Genomic DNA, 17,433 nt, shown 5'->3' with positions numbered 1-17,433 from the left:
CAGCCGCAGGCCTGATCAGCGCCGCGGCTGCACAATCAGCGCGCGGCTCCGCGGAGGCAAGCCCGCTCGAACCTTTCGCGGACACGTTCGAAGTCGCGAAGATCCGCCCATACCCACCGGAACACCTCGAACCCCGCGTCCCGGATCGCGTCCTCCCGCAGTTTCTCGCGCTCTACCGCCCTCCCCGGATTGTCGCCGCGATACTTGACCATCCCGTCGAACTCGCCCACCACACCGTGCTCTTTCCAGAAGAAATCGACTCTCCCGATGAACCGGCCACCGTGACGGATCTCGTGCTGCAGGGTCGGCATCGGCCAACCGTCGTCGCGCATGCGTACCCGGCTGATGGACTCCCCCGGACTCTCGGCACCTGGTTCGATGAACGTCGCCGCCACTCGAGCGCGACTCATTCCCAGCCGTCCGCGCGCATGATCGAGCGAAGCGTCGACGTTCTCACGCCTCATCCCACGTCGCAGGGCGCAATCACCGATCACCACGGCGGTCTCGAACGGCGTCGTCCGTGCGAGGTCGACGAACGTTCGCGCAAGCGACGTGGTTGCGACGCCGTCGATCAGCACGACCTCCTCGGCCGGGACCACTGCCGGATGAAGATGCAAGGTTTGACTCTTCCGCCCACCCGAGCACCGGTTACGCGTCATGTGCACGGTGTCCAATCGCAATCCGCCGCAATCCAATCCGTGCATGACCGCTGCCGAAGCGTGGCTCACGATTGCGCCTGGTCCACAGCTTTCGGTGGCTACCATGACAGCGCAGCGGTGGCGTGCTCTCGCATCGAGTTCGCGGAAGTGATCGGCGCGCATGTAGATCCCCGCTGCGATTCGGTGCAGCTCGCCGCGCCTGACCGCTCGCTGCAACTGCGCGTCGCTGGTGCCGTCCCGGTGAGCCTGTGCCCGCGTAAGAATCTCCATGCAGCGAGCGTGATGCCGCCGCGCCCGCACACCGACAAGCAAGATCCGTCTGGGGATTGTTTGCCGGTTGTGGAGCACCGACCTCGCGCGCTGTGCAAGTAACCGCAAGTTCCACGCAAGGTCCATGCAAGATCGGTCTGCCAAGCTTCATCCCATGAACCACACAGCTTCGCCTCTTGCCATCGAGGCCGACGGACTCGTCAAGAAGTTCGGCGAGCACCGCGCGGTCGACGGCGTCAGCCTCACCGTCCCCACCGGCTCGGTGTTCGGCGTCCTCGGGCCGAACGGCGCCGGCAAGACCACCACCGTCCGCATGCTCGCCACTCTCCTTCGCCCCGACGGCGGTGAGGCGCGCATCTTCGGCCACGACGTCAGCCGTGAACCCACCGCGGTCCGATCCCTGATCGGCGTCACCGGTCAGTACGCCTCCGTCGACGAGGATCTGACCGCGACCGAGAACCTCGTGATCTTCTCCCGGTTGCTCGGCCTGAGCCGCCGCGATGCGCGCACCAAGTCCCTGGAACTCCTCGAGGAGTTCGATCTGGTCGAGGCCGCGACCAAACCGCTGAAGAACTTCTCCGGCGGCATGCGTCGACGCCTGGATCTGGCGGCAAGCCTGATCGCGCGCCCGCCGCTGCTGTTTCTCGATGAGCCCACCACCGGCCTCGATCCGCGCACCCGCGCCCAGATGTGGGTGACCATCCGGCGACTCGTCGCCGAGGGTTCGACGGTGTTGCTCACCACGCAGTACCTCGACGAAGCCGATCAACTGGCCGATCGCATCGCGGTGATCGACCGCGGCCGCGTGATCGCCAACGGCACCGCCGACGAACTCAAGGCTTCGGTCGGGATCTCCTCGCTCCAACTCAAGCTGGTCGATCGTGATCGCACCGAGGAGGCTCGCTCGCTCATCGCCGCTGCGCTGAGCGTCGAGGTGGGTGTCACTCCCGAGGTCGGGCGGATCACCGCCCCGCTGAGCGACCCGTCGATCACGGCGGACCTGTTGATCCGTCTGCGTGAGCAAGGTATCGCCGTCGACGAAATCAACGTACAGAAACCCAGCCTGGACGAAGTGTTCCTGACCATCACCGGGCACCAGCCCGAAGACGGTGGCCGCAACGACGCCCAGTCCGACAACGACTCCGATCGGAGCGTCGCATGACAACCACCCTCACCAAACCCCGGTCGCCGATAGCCCAGCCGGATGCCGCACCCCGCCGCATCAGCCTGCAGCAGAGCTTCGCGAACACGTTCACGATGGCGTACCGCGGAATTCTCAAGATCAAGCACAATCCCGAGCAACTGTTCGACGTCGTCATCCAGCCGATCATCTTCACGTTGATGTTCACCTACATCTTCGGCGGCGCGATCGCCGGTGACGTGACGGCATATCTGCCGACGATCATCCCCGGCATCCTCGTCCAGACCGTCATCACCGGTTCCATCGTCACGGGCACGCAGCTTCGTGAGGACATGGACAAGGGCGTGTTCGACCGCTTCAAGTCCCTTCCCATCGCTCGTATCGCCCCGCTGTCCGGTGCATTGCTCGCCGACGTCGTGCGCTACGGCATCGCCACGACCATCACGTTCATCGTCGGTTTCGCGATGGGTTACCGCCCCGCAGGCGGCGTGGTCGGCATTCTGTCTGCCGCGATCCTGGTCATGGTGTGCGCGTTCTCCATCAGCTGGATCTTCGCTCTCATGGGCGTGCTGATGAACAAAGCGTCCACGGTGCAGGGTGTTTCGATGCTCGTGCTGTTCCCGCTTACGTTCCTGTCGAATGCGTTCGTCGATCCTGCCACCATGCCGAGTTGGCTTCAGAAGTTCGTGAACGTCAATCCGGTCTCACACCTGGTGACCGCGGTTCGCGAGCTGGCCAACGACGGCCACTTCGGTATCCACGTCGTGTGGTCGCTGGTGGGCGCCGCGGTGATCGTTGCCGTCATGGCACCTTTGACCGTGCGGATGTACATGCGCAAGACATAAGTCCCGCACCATCGTCCAGACCTAGTCCAGCACCGGTCCGCGAAGCGCAGCCAACACTGCTTCGCGGACCGCTCTGCGTGAGTAACCCGATACCTTCTCGGTTTCCACAGACCACCTGTCGGCTCCGACCAGACCAACCGCGAAGTCGGAGAGGCGCGCGTGATGGAGCGAGACGAAGTCTTGTCTCCCCGGCATTTTCAACGACAAAGCCATCAGTTCGACTCCGCGTTCGATGTTGCCCGTGACAAGATCGAACGACCCGATCGCCGACGCCAACGAACCGGCGAGTGGCAGGTCCGCGTAACCGTTGGGATCGAGCTTGAGAGCACTCGACTCCTTCATCTGCAGAACGCGGCCCGCCACCAGTTCGTGCCTGCCGTGAACTGCGTGAGCGCACACAGCCGCGGCACCGAGCAGAACGACGAAGGGATCACCGAAGATGTTCTCGATCGCAGAACCCAACAGCTCCAGCGCTTCTCGATACCGAGTCAAGCCCTCGTCGATACGGCCGTCCGCGAGATCCGCCTCGGCGATACTCGCTATGAGCGCCGCACGCCGTTGATCGGTTTCGATGGCCCCGGTCCCACCCGAATGCGCCAATGCCGGACGTGCACGATCGAGAAGCACCCGACCACCAGCGGTGTCACCGGCCGCGATCATTGCTCCGGCTTGAAAGCAGATGAGCTGCATCGCCTCGTCACGCGCACCGAGGCGTTCCATCGACGCCGCCGCGATCGCGTAGAACTCGATGGCCTCGCCATAGCGGGCGGATTGGCTGTGAACCGACCCGACATGTTGGGCCGCCATCGCCAGACCCCACTCGTCACCGATGCTGGTGGCGTAGTCGAACAGAGTCTCCCCGTCCAGCAATGCACCGCGCAGATCTCCGATGTTCTCCCGCATGTTCGAACGCGCGGACAACGCCGCCATGCGGGTCTCGGGATCGGAACTGCGAACGCCTTCGGCCACCAACCGCGCAAGTTTGTGGTTGGCGATCCCACTCGTGGTCAGCTTGATCAGAAATGCGAACAACGGACCGAGATCATCGCGCTCACGCAACAGCTTTCGAAGTCGGATCCGCGCACGGGCATGGTTTCGATCGGCCTCTCCGAAGAAGAGATGCATCGCCACCAGGATGAACGTAGCGCCCACCAGTTCTGCATTCACGTCGCGCAGATCGTTGTCCGCGGTCGCCCCGACGATCTTCGACGCCCAGTTCGAGATTTCCGAGTTCGATCCTCGTACGGCCCACAGAATCGCAAGGACGGGGAAGACGTTGGCTACGGTCACCGCGTCGCCGCGTTCCACGGCCCAGCGAAGTACAGCCAGAAGGTTGTCGTGCTCGGCGTCGAGGTCGGCAATCAGACGGAGCTGATCCGTCCGTGCACGCACGACGGCATCCTCGGCGATCGCAGTCGCCCAGTCGTCGAGGCGCCGAATCACTTCCGGTCCCTCCCCGGACGCGGCGAGTTGCTCCTCGCCGTATTCACGGACAGTCTCGAGCATGTAGTACCGAAGATCTCCCTGCCCGTCGCTGACGGAAAGAAGTGACTGATTCACCAGCGCTTCGACGGCACTTGCCACATCGGTCAACTCGCCCCACCCGGCAACGGCTTGCGCCGAAGAAAGGGTGAAGCCGGCCGGGAATCGGCACAATCGACGCAACGCAATCTGATCCCCGCTGCCCAACAGATTCCAGCTCCAGTCGATCACCGCGTGCAGGGTGCGATGCCGATCCGGAGACGTCGGATCATCGGAGCGCAACAACGCGAACCTGTCTCGCAGTCTCGAACCGATTTCGTCGACGCTCATGGTGCGGACCCGCGCGGCAGCGAGCTCGATCGCCAGCGGGAGTCCGTCGAGCGTCGTACACAGCTTGACGACCGCGTCGACGTCCAGATGAACAGACGGCCGCACCGCACGGGCTCTCGCCGAGAAGAGTTCGACTGCCGAGCCGGTTCCGTCTTCGATCGCCAACGGCGGCAACGGGTACACCGCCTCGGCACTGATCATGAGCGGAGAACGACTGGTGGTCAGTACCGTCAGCTGACGACCGGCCGCGATCATCTCGGCCACGATCTCCGAACACGCGCCGATCACGTGCTCACAATTGTCGAGGATGAGCAACATCGGACCGGCGGACAGCGCCTCTTTGAGTCGCTCTCTCGCCGAATGCGTTCGGCCGACGGTCAATTTGCCTGGCGCCAGATCGGATTCGCTGATTCCGAGGGTGCCTCCGATGGCCGCGATGACATCTTCGCTGCTGCGCAACGACGCCAACTCCACGAGGACCACCGAGACGCCCGGCTGGTTCACGGATCCGCGCAGGCCCAATTCGTGTGCGAGACGGGTCTTTCCGGCGCCACCAGGTCCGAGAATGGTGACGACGCGCGAGCGGGCGAGCAAGGATTCGATCTGGTCGATGTCGTTGTCGCGACCGAGCAAGGTGTTGGGGGCAGCGCGGAGACCGATCGCACGCGCGGCCCGCGGTGTAGCCGCAGGTGCCCCGAGAAGTTCCGCATTGAGAGTCACCAGTGCGGGTGACGGATCAGCGCCCAGGCGATTGGCGAGGTGGTTGCGGAACTCCGCGAACACTTCGAGTGCCTCGTTGACTCGGCCTGCTCCGGCGAGCGCACGCATCAACGCCTCGGCCGCTGTGTCGTCGAATGGGCTCGCCAGATGGCGTCCGCGCACCAGGGGAATGGCTGCCGCGTACTCCCCCAATGTGAGCAACGCGTCGATCTGCGCCGTCTCCAGTTCGTCGTACACCCGGCCTGCGTCGAGCGCCAGACGATCTGCAACGTCGCCGACGACGTCACTCCCGGGGGTACCGCGCCACAGGCGCAATGACGCGGTCGTGACGGCGAGCGCTTCGGACGCGTCGGCGCCGACGGTGCGCAGACCATGGGCGGCGTCCGCGGCCCTGGCCAGGTCGACACGCTCCCGAGCGAGAGTGAGCCGGTATCCGGCCGCCGTGACTTCGAGGGCCCCGTCCGGGAGTGCAGATCGCAGGCGCGAGACCTGAGTGTGGAGGGCGTTCATCGGTGAGCGCGGCGGCTCCAGCCCCCAGACGTCGTCGATCAGGCTCTGCGCGGTACGTGGCTCACCCGGATTGCGAGCCAGCGCAACCAGCAGAGTTCGAGCTCGCGGACCCGGCAACGGAACCAGACGATCGCCCACTTTGGTCGAAACGGGTCCGAGCAAGGCAATGTCTGCCAGGTCTTCGCCCGACTGCGCGTACCTGGCGCGCTCACTCACGTCTCGAGTCATGTGCTGATCCACCGCGTTCGATCGTATTGCACAGTGCAAAGATCGTTGTATGGCAACAGCTGCTCAATGGATCGAAGGCGCGAGGCCGCGCACACTCCCGAACGCGATTGCGCCCGTGCTGGTCGGCACCGGAGCCGCGGCGTCCCTGGACCTCGCAGTGTGGTGGAAGGCGCTCCTGGCACTGATCGTCTCCTTGGCCTTGATCGTCGGGGTGAATTTCGCGAACGACTACTCCGACGGAATCCGCGGAACGGACGACGACCGCGTCGGGCCACTGCGCTTGGTCGGATCGAAGTTGGTCAGTCCCGGAGCTGTGAAGGCCGCGGCGATCAGCTGCTTCACCGTTGCCGCGGTAGCCGGGTTCGTTCTGGCGGCGACCACAGCCTGGTGGCTGGTTGCGGTCGGCGTGTTCTGCATCATCGGTGCCTGGTTCTACACCGGCGGCAAGAAGCCTTACGGATACAGCGGGTTCGGCGAGATCGCCGTGTTCATCTTCTTCGGACTGATTGCAGTGCTGGGAACTCAGTTCGTACAGGCCGAGCGGGTGGATCTGGCCGGGCTGGCCGGCGCGATTGCCATCGGTTCGTTCTCGAGCGCGGTGCTCGTTGCCAACAATCTTCGAGACATCCCGACCGACACCGAGTCCGGAAAGATCACTCTCGCAGTCCGGCTCGGCGACGCCAGGACCCGCACGCTGCACGTGATCCTGCTGGCCGTCCCGTTCGTCGCGACCCTGCTGCTGATCCTGCGTACTCCGTGGGCATTGCTCGGATTGCTGGCGTTGCCACTGGCAATCCGAGCCAACGCCCCACTGCGTTCGGGCGGGCAGGGTATGGCCCTGATCCCCGCGTTGCGCGACACCGGACTCGCCATGCTCGTCTGGGGTGCGGCGACCGCAGTTGCGCTCAGTCTCGCCTGAAAGTCGACGGACTCAACGGTTGTCCGGGACGAACGCGCTGAGCAGGAAGTTCACGATCGAGATGATCAGCGCGCCCCAGACTGCCGTCCAGAAGCCGTCGACCGTCAAGCCGTAGGACGTTCCGGACGAGATCCACGCCGTCAGCATCAGCATGAGGGCGTTGATCACGAGCGTGAACAATCCGAGAGTCAGGATGAGCAGCGGTAGCGAGAGAAGCTGCACTACCGGCTTGATGAACGCGTTGACCACCGTGAAGATCAAAGCGATCACCGCGATTACGAGAACCGTGCCCCAGGTGCCGTTGTCGTGGTTGGCGATCGTGATGCCGGTGACCCACGCCGACGCCAGCCAGATGGCTATGCCGTTGATGATGAGACGTGCCAGAAATGTCATGTCTGAATGCTGGCACATCCCGCCCCGTGCATGCGGAGCCGTGCCGAATCTAGGCGGCGCGATTCATCTTCGCTTCCAAGCGCTCACGGATCACCGACATCGTGACCTGCGTTTCGAGGGCCTGACGGGTAGGCCCGTCGGCGACACGCAGGATGCCGAGCAGGATGTGTTCGGCACCGATTCGATTGTCCTTGTGCGCGAGCGCTTCACGGAGCGAGAGTTCCAACACCTTCTTGGAGTCCTTCTCGAATCGTGAACGAGGGAACCCGAATCGGCTCTTGCGAGAAGTGTCGACGCCGTCCGGCACAGGAGTCTCGTCCAGCACACCTTCGCCGAAGGACTGCTCGAGACTCTCCCGAACCGCATCGAGATCGATGCCGATCGACTTGAGTATCTCGGCGTCGTCGTCGAAATTGTTGGAGCTACCTTCGTTCGATCCGGCGCCGGCGTGGCGGATCACGTCGAGCGTGACACCAGACTCGGTGAGCACCTCGGTGGCGATGCCCCGATCAGAGGTGAGCAGCGCGGTCAGAAGTTCCATCGGCGTGACAGGACCGGAGCCGGCGACAGCATCGACAACGACGCCTCGAGCCTGTGCGGAGAACCTTTCGAACATGGCAATTACCTGCCCTTCTCGCGCAGTGAACGCAGCATCGATTCCGACTGCGCGGACGCGTATTTCTTGTGGACGGCTTGACGGCTGACCTCGAGAGCTTCCGCGATCGCCTGCCAGGACCATCCGTGACGGCGCGCATTGGCGACCTGAATGGCCTCGAGTTTTTCGAGTAGACGACGCAGCGCTCGAACAGCACGCAATCCCTCGGTGGGATCCGGGCTACCGGCGGCAGCAGCGAGAGAGGTTGCTTCGGTCATGATGTCAATTTAGGTTGACAACCGGAATCTGTCAACCAAAATTGACAGGCGCGCCTAGTATCCGGCGACGGCCCCGTTCACTGCCACCTGCAAATCCGCCTGCACAGTTCGGGCGATATCCATCGGCTTGTCCGGAAGTTCGGTCACCGGCATTCCGACAAAGACACTCGCAGCCTTGACGTCGCCGGCCACCGGACCGTAGTTGATGCCGATCGACACCAGAGCCGGTGAGCATCCCAATTTCTCGGCGCGCGCGATGATGTGGCCGATTCCACTGTTGACGTGCTGCAACCGCGTCGGATCTTCGGTGTTGCACGTCCCTTCCGGGAAAATCGCCAGACAATCCCCGTTGCCCAGACGCTCGGCCGCGACGTCCATCATCACTCGGCCGGCATCCGAAACAGCCCGGAGGCCGTAGTTCTTGCTGCGAAAAACCGGGATGCTGCCCATCATGTCGACCTTCTTGCGCTGTGAAGGATCAACGAAGAGTTCGTCTTTGGCGAGGACCCGGGTCCGTCCGATCACTCGACGCAACGGAGTACGCCACGCGGTCGCGGCGAGCGTGAACTGGTCGCTCTCGGTCAGATGATTGACCGCCACGACCAACTGCGTCTTACGTTCCAGCAGAGTCTTCAGCGCAGCTTCCGCACCCGGCGCGTACCTCACTCGCGGGCGGTACTTCAGCGCCAATGCGGCATAAGCGAGCTTCGCCACGAATCGGTTCTGCTGATGACTGCGGTAGTACTCGTACACAGCCTCGTAATTGTCGAGTGAAACTTCAGGATTGCCCATGGTCCGCCCTCGCTGGAGAAGTGCCCCTTGACCAAACGATACACAACCTACGGTTGCGTAGGTTTGCGTTACAGAAGGCGTGGCGCTGGGAGAAACTCCACTCTCGAGGTAAAACGGTTTCTGTGATCCGCTCGGCCATATCCACCGACCTACCCGCACTGCAACAGATCGAGATCGCCGCGGGCGAACCGTTCCGAGACATCGGGATGGACGCCATCGCAGACGATCCACCGCCGACGCTCGACGAGTTGAACGATTTTCTCGCAGCCGAGCACATCTGGGTTCAGACCGACGCAAACGACGTACCCGTTGCGTACGCGCTCGTCGAGATCGTGGACGGCGGTGCGCATATCGAACAGGTCTCCGTTCACCCCGATCATGCCCGCAAAGGCCTCGGAGCTCAGCTGATCGACGCCGTCACCGAATGGGCGGCGGACCATCACCACGATCTCGTGACTCTGACGACGTTCGTCGACGTTCCGTGGAACGCGCCGTACTACGAGCGACTCGGGTTCGTGCGTCTGGCCGAGAACACGCTCTCTCCCGGCCTGATACGCATCAGAACGGACGAGCAGTCGTCCGGGCTGGACGCCTGGCCGCGGGTGACGATGAGCCGCCCGTCACACGGTCCGGCGCCGGCGATTCAGGAACTGGCCGTCCACGCACCCGAACGGACGAACTCGTCCAGCACTGCCGTCGGACCGAGCAGGTCGATCCCTTCCGACGCCACCCATTCGTCGTTGTAGTACGTCCCCGAGTAACGCTCTCCGCCGTCGCACAGGAGGGTGACGACGCTGCCGCTGCGCCCGGCCGCCATCATTTCGGCAATCAACGCAAAAGCTCCCCACAGGTTCGTCCCCGTCGAGCCGCCCACTTTGCGCCCCAGGGCTGTGCTGGCGTGCCGTGCGGCCGCGATCGAGCCTGCGTCCGGCACCTTGATCATTCGGTCGACCACCTGACCGACAAACGACGGTTCGACGCGCGGACGGCCGATGCCCTCGATCCGGGAACCTCGAGTACCGACGATCGACGGATCGCTCGCTCGCCACGCGTCGAAAAACACGGAGTGCTCCGGGTCCACCACGCACAGCCCCGTGTCGAATTTCCGGTAACGAAGAAAGCGGCCGATCGTGGCACCGGTTCCGCCCGTCCCGGCTCCGACGACCACCCAGTCGGGAATCGGATGTTCCTCGTGTTCGAGCTGAGTGAAGATCGATTCGGCGATGTTGTTGTTTCCGCGCCAATCCGTCGCGCGCTCGGCGTGGGTGAACTGGTCCATGTAGTGACCGTTCAACTCACTCGCGAGCCGATGCGATTCCGAGTAGATCGACGACGGATCGCTCACGAAATGACAACGTCCCCCCTGCGCCTCGATCAACGCGATCTTGGCGGGACTCGTGCTCGCGGGCATCACCGCGACAAAATCCAGGCCCAGCAACTTCGCGAAATACGCCTCGCTGACAGCCGTCGATCCGGACGACGCTTCGATGACAGTGGTCTCTTCGGTAACCCAGCCGTTGCAGATCGCGTAGAGGAAAAGCGACCGTGCGAGTCGATGCTTGAGACTCCCCGTGATGTGGGTCGACTCGTCCTTCAGATAAAGCTGGACGGTCCAGTTACTCGGCAGCGGATAGCGCAGCAGGTGAGTGTCCGCGCTGCGTTGCGCGTCGGCTTCGATCAACCGCACCGCGTTGTCGACCCACTGGCGTGAGGTCCGACGGTCGACGTCGAGCGACCCCGTGGTCACCGCCCGTCTCCGCGCAGCTTGGAGCGAAGATCGTCACGATCGGACCGACGCTGGGCGTCGACCGCCGCAATGCCCGCATTGACACGCTTGCGCAGTTTCGCGAAGAGCAGCAACGACAGCGGCAGCGCGATCAGAACTGCGAACAGCGCCGCGACGATCAAGGGAACGTCCGTGCCGGCGAGCTTTCCGCCACCGATGATGACGGCACCGATCACGACGACAAGCAGCAGCCGAGCGACCGAGTACAGCACCACGTCGCGGGCTAGTTGACCCTTGGTCACCGGCCCGGAAGCCGACTTTGCTTGCCCAGAGTTTGCGGAAGGTTTACTGGCCTTGACCGGCTCAGAAGGAACATTTTCGGGGTTTTCAGACAACTGACTCACCCTCTCAGGTTACCCATTCCGAATACGGGTGGGACCGAGCCCGCTATATCCATTTTGTCCTTTACTTAAACATTACTTTTTCTTGAAAGATCGACTACCCGGCTATATCTGTGCAAACATTGCGCTACCACTCAGAAAACGGTCGAATGTGAGCGAAGGACTTCGAAACAAACTCGACGCAGGTTTTTGGCAACTGGTCGACACACCGGTTCGGAACCAAAGTTCGGAATCACTGCTCGGTTCGGAATCACTGTTCGTCAAACGTTCGACATCAACATGGAGGACCTCACAATGAGCGCACCAACCTTCAATACCGCCGCAGACGCACTCATGACGCCCGGACAGGTAGCGGCATTGTTTCATGTCGATCCCAAGACCGTGACCCGCTGGGCACACGCAGGACGACTGGGCTCGCTTCGCACGCCAGGAGGACATCGTCGATTCCGTGAGACCGAGGTCATGCAGCTTCTGCGCTCGCTGACCACCGAAGCAGACAACAACTGAGCAAACTCGGCTCACTTCGAAGCACTTTGCAGTACCCGACAGATCTTGCAGTACCCGACAGATACAGCACTAGCGCACTGAGCCGAAACGCTTGTCCGCACCACTTCTGGTGAAGCGGGGCGGAGACTGAGTAGGCTCGACTTCAGTTCCCTGAGGAGGTGCGCCGTGTTGTATCTGTTGGCGTTGGTGGGTTTGGTGACATTGATCGTTCTGATGTGGAAGGCATTCGGGCCCGATCCGTCGACGCGCACCCCGGTGAGCGGTGTACGCGGGCCGGATGACGATCCCGAATTCCTATGGAATGTGAACCAGCAAACACGACGCAAGCGCACGGAAGGTCCGGACGTACCGCCGACTGACGCGTCGACGTAGCGTCCGGGCTCGCCCGGCTATCCGATTACCGCCCCGTCAACGCGAACGGGGAGGCCGGAAAGTCCTGCGCAACCACCGCAGCCAACTCCAGCACCGCTTCCCGAGTACCTGGACGCAGCCGGTCCAGATCGATTTCGGCGCCCTCTTCCAAATGCGGATCGAACGGAATCAGTTTCACCGCTCGACAGCGCTGCTCGAAGTGCTCGACGACCCGCGGCAGATCAACCTTGCCCGAGCGAGGCCGTACCGCGTTGATGACAGCCACGGACGTGGCGACCAGCCTGCTGTAACCGTGAGCGTCGAGCCAGTCAAGTGTTGCGGAGGCGCTACGTGCACCGTCGACGGAACCGGAACTGACGACGATCAACGAATCTGCACCTTCGAGAATGGCCTGCATCGCCGAGTGCATCAATCCGGTGCCGCAATCGGTCAGAACTATGCTGTAGAACTTCTCGAGCATGTCGACCGTGCGCGTGTAGTCCCCACCGCTGAAGGCCTCTGAAACTGCTGGATCGCTGTCGGAGGCAAGCACTTCGAGCCGGTGTCGATTTTGCGATGTGTAGCCACGGACGTCGCTGTACTTCTCGATGCTGTTCTCGTCGCGCAGCAGGTTTCGCACTGTTGCCGGAGTTTCGAGCGGGATCTTCTGGCTCAGCGTTCCCCGGTCGGGGTTTGCATCGACAGCGACGACGCGATCGCCGCGGATCGAGCCGAACATCGACCCCAGTGTCGCTGTGGTCGTGGTCTTTCCGACGCCGCCTTTGAGACTGAGCACCGCAACCTTGTAGCAGCCCTGCAGCGGCTGGTTGATCTGGCGCGTCAACTCGACGAGGTGCTGCTCTTTTGCACCGTTTCCGAGGTTCACCGATCGGCCGGACAACGTGTACAGCGCCTTGCGCCAGCCACCCACCGGGGCAGGCCGGACAGGCCGCTTGACGAGGAGCGCAGCCGAGAGATCTTGCGCAGTCATCGGGAGAGCGGACTCGAAGCGACTGTCCGGAGCCGAGGTGAGTCCGGTCTGCGGCATCGGAGCGCGAGTAGGTGGCGCCGTCGGCGGGGCCATCGGCACGGCCTGACCATTCTGGAGGGTGTGGCCGTTCTGCACCGGCGCAGCGCCGGGATGACCGAACTGCCGAATCGCGGGATTGGGCGGATGGACGCCGGGCGAAAAAGGTGCCTGCGGTTGCTGGAGCGGTCTCGCGGATGAATGCGCCGTCGGGCCGGGCTGCGAATTCTGAACAGGATGCAGGTTCTGAACAGGCTGCGGAACGCCAGTTCGTGAATCCGGAAGCGACCCTCCACGATTCGTAGGTTCGTAGGTCTGCATCGGCATCGCAGGCGAGGTCGAGAACTGGCCGTTGATCGGGCCTGGCTGCGCTGCCGGATACTGGATGACCGGAGTCTTGGGACCTGGTACCGGAGCCGCTGGGGTCGTCGTCGGCGGCGGAGCGGCGGGTGCACTGGGCGCCTGGCCGGCGACTTGCTGGAGCGGCCCGGAGTCGACCGGGGCCACGAAGAGACTACGAACGTCGCTGGGAACCGAGTCCGATGACGGCTCGGGCGCGGATGCGCGCGGCTCGCGCCGCGTCGGCTCGGCAGGGCGCACCGGCTCCCACAATCCTGCTCCGGCGTCTTCAATCTTGTCGGCCATCTCGCCGCTCCCCCTCGTCGATCCCACAGCTACCAGACAGCTAGTAATTCGCCAAGCTGCATCGTAACTGTTGCCCGCCCCTGACGTACCTACCGGTAATACCTACAGACCGGTCGGCAGCCACCCACGGTACCTCGAGAGGATCAGGTGAGTCCCGCGTAGGAGTGCAAGCCGGAGACGACCATGTTGATGATGAAGAGATTGAACAGCATCGCAACAAAACCGGCGATGTTGATCCAGGCGGCCTTCGTCTCCCGCCACCCGGAGGTTGCCCTCGCATGCAGGTAGGCCGCGTAGATCACCCAGGCGATGAAGGACATCGTCTCCTTCGGATCCCAACCCCAGAAGCGTCCCCACGCAGCTTCCGCCCAGATGGCACCGAGGATGACGCCGGCGCCGAACAGCGGAAACGCGATGATCGTGCTCTTGTACGCCAAGCGGTCGAGAGTCTGGGCATCGGGCAGTCGCTCTGCGATCCGGCCACCGATGCTCGTGCCTTCGTCACCGGGCGGGAACTTCAGTCGCAGCAGGAACAGAAGGCTCGCGATACCGCCGATCATGAAGATTCCGGAGCCGACGCTGACGATCGTCACGTGAATCGGAAGCCAGTACGAGCGCAGCGCCGGAACCACGGGAGCCGCGTCGGCGTAGAGGACCGTGCCGGCGAGGAACATCAAGATCAGAACCGGTACCAGCAGGAAGACCCACATCGGACGGTACGCCGGCTTGATCAACAGGACGTGCCCGACCAGCAACGACGCCGCACACGCCATCGCCACGAACTCGTACATGTTGCCGAGCGGGAATCGTTCCGTCGCAAATCCGCGGAGCACGATCGACGCGATGATCAGCACCGTTCCGACGACCAGGACAGCTCGGCCCATTCCGCCGAATCGTTCCGAGAGCGACTTGCTCGGAGTCTCCGCGACCCTGCCAGGCACGGACACGTCGACACCGCCGGCGGAGACCAGTTCCTTGTCCTGGACCGCCTTTGCTCTGGCCGACGCGTACTGCACGATGAGCAGCACAAACGCCAGCACGAGCACGGTGAAGGCGGACTTGAAGGCCCAGTCGCTGTACTGCGCGAGTGTCTCGTTCGTTGTCATCGGGCGTTCTCCTGCGCGTGCGGTTGGTTCACCGCGGTGGTCGGATTGCTTTTCAGCAAGCGGTCGGCGAGGCGGTCGAACTCGTCGCCCCAGCCTGCGTGGTCGGTGCGGGCAAGCCCACCAAGTTCTACTACAGTACGTCGTTCGTCATCTGGATAGATACGTGCCCAGACGCGGCGACGCTTGATCACGAGCGAGACGAGTAGGCCCGCCATCATGGTCAACGCCGAAACCAACACCCACACCTGAGCGGGATCGTGGGAGACCTGCAGGTTCACGAAGTCGACGGCACCATCGAATCGCACCTGGGTTCCGTCGGCAAGCGTCGCGCTCTCCCCCGGAAACAGATTGACTCGATCCTGCTTGACCAGTCGGCCCTGATTGATCAGTTCGGTGTTGAGTTCGAACAGCGATTGCGGGTTACCGGTATCGAGTCCGGTGTCGCCCTTGTAGATGTCGATGGCGACTGCCGGATCGTTCATCGCCGGGTAGCTCGACGACAGCAGGTTGCCGTGGAACAGCGCGGTGGGCGCGAACAATCCTTCGATGGCAATCTGATTCTTCCGACGCTCGTCCGCATCGGGATACATGCCGCCCGGCGGGTCGAAGCGCATCGCGCCACTGCTCAGGAACGTCGTGGCGTCGTCCGGACGCCACTGGAGCGTCTCGGTGCGGGTCTCACCGTTCGGGAACGTGACGGTGAACGTCGGCGCGTATCCGTGTCCCTGCAGGTACACACGATCGCCGGCGATCCGCAGCGGGTGGTTCACCTGGATGGTCGTGTCCCGCCAGGTATCGGACTCGAGGTCGTCGCCTGCCTGGTACGAGATGTCCGAGGTGAACATCTCGGCCTGACCGGTCTCGAGGTAGTCGGCCTGGAAATTCTTCACACGTACACACAGCGGGGTCATGCCGGTGCCGTCGAGGCTCAGACCGGCGACGAAGGAGTCGAACACTGCCGGCGAGGTCGTGCAGAACCCGGGGCCGTCGTTGGCGATGACGATGCGATTGCCCTCGTAGCCGAACAACTTGCCCGCGGCGATCGCGATCAACAATCCGACCAGCGAGAGGTGGAACACGAGGTTGCCGAACTCGCGGAGGTATCCCTTCTCCGCCGAGATGGTGATCTCGCCTTCGCGTCGTGATTTCGAATCGCCGCGACGCGTTTCGACGCGCCACCCGCGCAGTTCTTTCGACACCCGGGCAGCAAGTTCGTCGGGAGTCTCGCCGTCCACAACGCTCGTGGTGTGGTGCGGCAGGCGAGCAAGATTGCGCGGCGCATTCACCGGACGGGTGCGCAGCGCCTTCGCGTGCTCCACGCAACGCGGCAGGATGCAGCCGACCAGCGAGATGAAGAGCAATGCGTAGATCGCGGTGAACCAGAAACTGCTGAACACGTCGAACAATTCGAGGCGGTCCATCCACGGACCGAGCGTCGGACGCGCGGCGATGTAGTCGGTGACCTTGCCCTCGTTGAGGGTTCGCTGTGGCAGCAGGGCGCCGGGGATCGCAGCGAGCGCGAGGAGGAACAGCAGTACCAGCGCGGTCCGCATCGAGGTGAGCCCGCGCCAGGTGTTGCGCCCGAGTGCAACGACTCGACCGATCACCGACTGCTTCGGCAGCACGGGTTTCGGGTGGTCGTTATTGTCGTCAGCTGTCATATCGGCAGCGTCACCTCCGAGATAAATGCGTCGCGAACCCAGCCGACGAACTGGTCCCACGCGCCGGTGACGAGGGCGATTCCCACTGCCACCAACATGATTCCGCCGAAAATTTGAATGGTGCGTGCATTACGACGCAACCAGCCGACGCCGGTCAGCGCGCGCGCCGATCCCAGCGCCAAGATGATGAACGGCAGGCCGAGTCCGATGCAGTACGCGACGATCAACGTGACACCACGCGCGGCCGTCATCCCGTCGGTTCCCGCCGCTACGGACATCACGCCTGCCAATGTCGGACCGAGGCACGGCGTCCAGCCCAGAGCGAACACTCCCCCGAGCAGCGGCGCACCCACCAGTGACGACACGCGACGCGGTTCGAAACGAACGTCCTTCTGCAGCGCCGGAATCAGCCCGATGAAGACGAGACCCATTGCGATGGTGACAACACCGCCCACTCGCATCAGGACCTCGCGGTTGACGAGCAGCGTGGAGATCACGCCGAATACCGACGCGGTCGCGAGGACGAACACAACGGTGAAGCCCGCGACGAACAGTCCGGCCGCACCGGCCACCCTCAGGCGACTGCTCCGGGTGATCGTCCGGGTCCTCGCCTCGTCCGCGGTGATCGCGGGGGCGTCGGCACCGACGACGCCGGCCAGGTAGGACAGGTAGCCGGGAACGAGCGGCACGACGCACGGTGAAGCGAACGACACCAGACCGGCGAGCACACAGGCGCCGAGGGCGAGCAGAAGCGGACCGGACGACGCCGCGTTCTGAAACGCTTCGCCCACACCGGCACTCAATGTGTCGCTGCCGGCCAGCAGCGTAGTGGTCGTGGTTGTCATCT

General features: G+C 63.4%; 18 protein-coding genes. 6 read left to right on the top strand and 12 right to left on the bottom strand.

All coding sequences use genetic code 11. From position 1 onward, the window contains the following. Positions 1 to 35: 35 nt before the first annotated feature. Complete coding sequence (locus tag ATN38_RS16810; RefSeq protein WP_050768582.1) at positions 36 to 929, bottom strand: type IV toxin-antitoxin system AbiEi family antitoxin domain-containing protein; 894 nt, start codon at positions 927 to 929, stop codon at positions 36 to 38. Positions 930 to 1,083: 154 nt separating this feature from the next. Here ATN38_RS16810 and ATN38_RS16805 point away from each other — a divergent pair, with 154 nt between their 5' ends. Together ATN38_RS16805 and ATN38_RS16800 are read left to right on the top strand one after the other, a co-directional pair. Continuing rightward, on the top strand, positions 1,084 to 2,091 hold the full coding sequence (locus ATN38_RS16805) for a daunorubicin resistance protein DrrA family ABC transporter ATP-binding protein (protein WP_003941960.1): 1,008 nt from the start codon (positions 1,084 to 1,086) through the stop codon (positions 2,089 to 2,091). Beyond that, positions 2,088 to 2,915 carry an ABC transporter permease gene (locus ATN38_RS16800; protein ID WP_003941848.1) on the top strand — a complete coding sequence of 276 codons (828 nt, stop codon included), beginning with the start codon at positions 2,088 to 2,090 and terminating at the stop codon, positions 2,913 to 2,915. The genes ATN38_RS16805 and ATN38_RS16800 overlap by 4 nt, the downstream gene beginning before the upstream one ends. A 21-nt stretch (positions 2,916 to 2,936) precedes the next feature. Here the strand turns inward: ATN38_RS16800 and ATN38_RS16795 are convergent, their stop codons facing one another. Then, positions 2,937 to 6,185: a BTAD domain-containing putative transcriptional regulator gene (locus tag ATN38_RS16795; RefSeq protein WP_218748265.1), complete on the bottom strand. Its 3,249-nt coding sequence runs from the start codon at positions 6,183 to 6,185 to the stop codon at positions 2,937 to 2,939. A 49-nt stretch (positions 6,186 to 6,234) separates the two neighbouring features. On the opposite strand from ATN38_RS16795, the gene ATN38_RS16790 reads away from it, so the two are divergent. Beyond that, a complete protein-coding gene (locus ATN38_RS16790) occupies positions 6,235 to 7,104 on the top strand; it encodes a 1,4-dihydroxy-2-naphthoate polyprenyltransferase (RefSeq protein WP_007728497.1) in 870 nt (289 codons plus the stop codon). A gap of 12 nt (positions 7,105 to 7,116) precedes the next feature. On the opposite strand, the gene ATN38_RS16785 is transcribed toward ATN38_RS16790, so the two are convergent. The 4 genes from ATN38_RS16785 to ATN38_RS16770 are packed head-to-tail and all read right to left on the bottom strand — an operon-like array spanning position 7,117 to position 9,162. Then, positions 7,117 to 7,497 carry a phage holin family protein gene (locus ATN38_RS16785; protein WP_003941998.1) on the bottom strand — a complete coding sequence of 127 codons (381 nt, stop codon included), beginning with the start codon at positions 7,495 to 7,497 and terminating at the stop codon, positions 7,117 to 7,119. A 49-nt stretch (positions 7,498 to 7,546) separates the two neighbouring features. Next, positions 7,547 to 8,113 (bottom strand): Clp protease N-terminal domain-containing protein, encoded by a 567-nt coding sequence (locus ATN38_RS16780; RefSeq protein WP_003941949.1) that lies wholly within the window; start codon positions 8,111 to 8,113, stop codon positions 7,547 to 7,549. Positions 8,114 to 8,118: 5 nt separating this feature from the next. After that, positions 8,119 to 8,370, bottom strand: coding sequence for an HTH domain-containing protein (locus ATN38_RS16775; protein ID WP_003941869.1), 252 nt, complete (start codon positions 8,368 to 8,370; stop codon positions 8,119 to 8,121). 54 nt (positions 8,371 to 8,424) lie between these two features. Next, complete coding sequence (locus ATN38_RS16770; protein ID WP_054828445.1) at positions 8,425 to 9,162, bottom strand: 1-acyl-sn-glycerol-3-phosphate acyltransferase; 738 nt, start codon at positions 9,160 to 9,162, stop codon at positions 8,425 to 8,427. A gap of 122 nt (positions 9,163 to 9,284) precedes the next feature. Between ATN38_RS16770 and ATN38_RS16765 the strand changes: the two genes are divergently transcribed. Then, entirely contained in the window at positions 9,285 to 9,908 is a 624-nt protein-coding gene (locus ATN38_RS16765) for a GNAT family N-acetyltransferase (RefSeq protein WP_063314764.1), read from the top strand. Here ATN38_RS16765 and ATN38_RS16760 read toward each other — a convergent pair. Then, positions 9,806 to 10,909, bottom strand: coding sequence for a PLP-dependent cysteine synthase family protein (locus ATN38_RS16760; RefSeq protein ID WP_212633901.1), 1,104 nt, complete (start codon positions 10,907 to 10,909; stop codon positions 9,806 to 9,808). The two genes, ATN38_RS16765 and ATN38_RS16760, sit on opposite strands and share 103 nt — an antisense overlap. After that, positions 10,906 to 11,292: a DUF4229 domain-containing protein gene (locus tag ATN38_RS16755; RefSeq protein ID WP_030535490.1), complete on the bottom strand. Its 387-nt coding sequence runs from the start codon at positions 11,290 to 11,292 to the stop codon at positions 10,906 to 10,908. Before ATN38_RS16755 ends, ATN38_RS16760 begins: the two co-directional genes overlap by 4 nt. A 291-nt stretch (positions 11,293 to 11,583) precedes the next feature. On the opposite strand from ATN38_RS16755, the gene ATN38_RS16750 reads away from it, so the two are divergent. Together ATN38_RS16750 and ATN38_RS16745 are read left to right on the top strand one after the other, a co-directional pair. Continuing rightward, positions 11,584 to 11,796 (top strand): BldC family transcriptional regulator, encoded by a 213-nt coding sequence (locus ATN38_RS16750; protein ID WP_003942029.1) that lies wholly within the window; start codon positions 11,584 to 11,586, stop codon positions 11,794 to 11,796. Between the two features lie 165 nt (positions 11,797 to 11,961). Then, the gene (locus ATN38_RS16745) at positions 11,962 to 12,168 is read left to right on the top strand and encodes a hypothetical protein (RefSeq protein ID WP_003941996.1); all 207 of its coding nucleotides are present in this window, start codon (positions 11,962 to 11,964) and stop codon (positions 12,166 to 12,168) included. A gap of 25 nt (positions 12,169 to 12,193) precedes the next feature. On the opposite strand, the gene ATN38_RS16740 is transcribed toward ATN38_RS16745, so the two are convergent. From ATN38_RS16740 to ATN38_RS16725, 4 genes are all read right to left on the bottom strand, one after another. Beyond that, entirely contained in the window at positions 12,194 to 13,501 is a 1,308-nt protein-coding gene (locus ATN38_RS16740; protein ID WP_370852756.1) for an AAA family ATPase, read from the bottom strand. A 461-nt stretch (positions 13,502 to 13,962) separates the two neighbouring features. Next, positions 13,963 to 14,925 carry a c-type cytochrome biogenesis protein CcsB gene (gene ccsB, locus ATN38_RS16735; protein ID WP_042925635.1) on the bottom strand — a complete coding sequence of 321 codons (963 nt, stop codon included), beginning with the start codon at positions 14,923 to 14,925 and terminating at the stop codon, positions 13,963 to 13,965. After that, positions 14,922 to 16,586: a cytochrome c biogenesis protein ResB gene (locus ATN38_RS16730; protein WP_042453041.1), complete on the bottom strand. Its 1,665-nt coding sequence runs from the start codon at positions 16,584 to 16,586 to the stop codon at positions 14,922 to 14,924. The genes ccsB and ATN38_RS16730 overlap by 4 nt, the downstream gene beginning before the upstream one ends. Further along, a complete protein-coding gene (locus ATN38_RS16725) occupies positions 16,583 to 17,431 on the bottom strand; it encodes a cytochrome c biogenesis CcdA family protein (RefSeq protein ID WP_003941906.1) in 849 nt (282 codons plus the stop codon). The genes ATN38_RS16730 and ATN38_RS16725 overlap by 4 nt, the downstream gene beginning before the upstream one ends. Positions 17,432 to 17,433 lie beyond the last annotated feature (2 nt).

The sequence above is a fragment of the Rhodococcus sp. FH8 genome (genome assembly GCF_019266085.1).
In the GTDB taxonomy this organism is placed as follows: Bacteria; Actinomycetota; Actinomycetes; order Mycobacteriales; family Mycobacteriaceae; genus Rhodococcus_F; species Rhodococcus_F qingshengii.
Note: the sequence above shows the minus strand (reverse complement) of the source record. Positions and strands in the feature narration are given on the sequence as shown.